The following is a 1,847-nucleotide window of genomic DNA, read 5'->3' as shown; positions in this document are numbered from 1 at the left end:
ATTGTATAATATACGTATGAAAAGTAGGAAATTAGGTAAGGTTAAAGTAACTCTTACGTTGCGGGAAGAAAATTATAATAATTTTAGAAAGTTATGTGAGGGTATGGGGCTTTCTGTATCTTCTGCTTTAGATATTATAATATATTTTATTTTAAAATATGGTGATAATTTAGATAAATATATAAAGGAAGATTTGTTTGATAAGGTATTAGATGATTTAAAGGGGTTGATAGAAGTTAAGGATTAATGGGATAAAAAAAAAGGGAGTGCTGGCAACACTCCCTAACCATAAAAACAATGGCAACCATTAAGTTAACAAATAGAATAGCTACATTTTGTTTTAAAGTCAATAAGGGAAATCCTAATCCACCTAAACGGGGTAAGGTTAAGGGTTTTTCTAAGTCATCTTATAATCGTCTTAGAAAACTGTTATTTTCTATACAAGATAATCCTACCTTATTTATTACGTTAACATATCCGTCTGTATTTCCAGACCCTAAATCGTCTAAAGAGCATTTGCACTCTTTTAAAGATTTGTTTGCAAAGAAGTTTCCTGAAGCATTTGGTATTTGGAAGTTAGAGCCACAAAAGAGGGGTGCGCCACATTATCATTTAGTTATTTATGGTTTGCATTTAAAGAGTAAAAGAGAGTTTTTAGGATTTAAAAATTGGTTATCTCAAGCCTGGTATAGGATAGTAAAAAGTGGGGATAAAAAACATTTGTCGGCTGGTACGCAAGTAATAAATTTGGAGTATATACAAGAGAAAAAGGGACAGGATTTGGATATACTTAATCTTTATGTGTCTAAGTATGTATCAAAAGAGGTTCATTTTTCTTGGTGGGATTTTCCAGGGCGTTATTGGGGTTGTATAAATCGTAAATTATTAAAGTCTAAGATTGCGGAAACGTATAATATTACTGTTACAGATTCTTTTTTTTATAGAGTTAGAAGGGTTTTAAGGTTAAAGATGCGTAGTATTTATAGGAATAGATTTAGATTTAAGGGGTTTAAGTATAATTTAACAATGGTTTTTAAAAGTCATAATTATTTTATGGATTTTTTGATAAATATGATGAGGTTATTTTTTGATGATGTAGGTAATGGTATAATAATAAATAATTATTTAATAACTGATTGTAAAATTCTAGTATAGAGTGGAGGAATATTTGCACTTGAGTGCAAGCTAAAATAAGCAATCGGGGCTGGAAATAAAAAAACTATATAACCAATAACTAGTATATAATAAATTATCATAGTTGTATAAAAAACTATATGCAAAGTAACTATAGACAATACAAATATATAACCAAAATATAAAAAACGAGCTAAAAAGAGGTTAATAAACCAAGTTATAAAAGGTATACTTTAATAGTAGTTAAGAAAATTCTTATGAATTAAGGATATTCTTATATTTAATATTATTAAAAAAGGAAGATGTAAAAGACTATTATACTAGTGCTTAGGATGCACTTTATATGTTTTCTTAATAGGTTTCAAAAATCCTAGAGGGTGTTTAGGGGGTAAAAATTAGTTTTTTAAACTTGCCTGTCTTTTTTGTATTGTCTTAAATCTTTTTGCTAATACTTTTGTAAATATGACGTTTTTTAAAATTGTTACTCTCGTAGCCATGAGCCAAGTCCACGATGGAGTGGATCTTGGCGAAATGGCAAGAGAAGCACGAAGCCGAAGCGGGAGCGAGGCGGAGTGTAAAAGCGGAGCAAGCGAGGCGTGGACGCTTTCTAGCACACACGTCCGAGCGAACAGCGGAGCATCTGGGCTTGTTAATAGGTTCATATTTGAGAATTGATTTTTTTATATAATTATATTTGACTTTTTTGTTGATTT

At 30.3% G+C, this 1,847-nt stretch carries 2 protein-coding genes; both read left to right on the top strand.

Features of this window, described 5'->3' with window-relative positions; translation table 11 throughout:
• Nucleotides 1-247: hypothetical protein (locus ACYQ0O_RS12925; protein ID WP_459893732.1), on the top strand; the 247-nt coding region annotated here is incomplete at its 5' end.
• A gap of 50 nt (nucleotides 248-297) precedes the next feature.
• Nucleotides 298-1,155, top strand: a complete 858-nt coding sequence (locus tag ACYQ0O_RS12920; RefSeq protein WP_075070271.1) for a rolling circle replication-associated protein — start codon at nucleotides 298-300, stop codon at nucleotides 1,153-1,155.
• Nucleotides 1,156-1,847 lie beyond the last annotated feature (692 nt).

It is taken from the genome of Desulfothermus okinawensis JCM 13304 (genome assembly GCF_054654515.1).
This window is presented reverse-complemented; position numbering and strand designations above follow the sequence as displayed.

What these genes read in the sequence shown, in the direction of transcription:
- ACYQ0O_RS12920 (WP_075070271.1), top strand. Translation starts at nt 298, where the DNA reads ATGGCAACCATTAAGTTAACAAATAGAATAGCTACATTTTGTTTTAAA.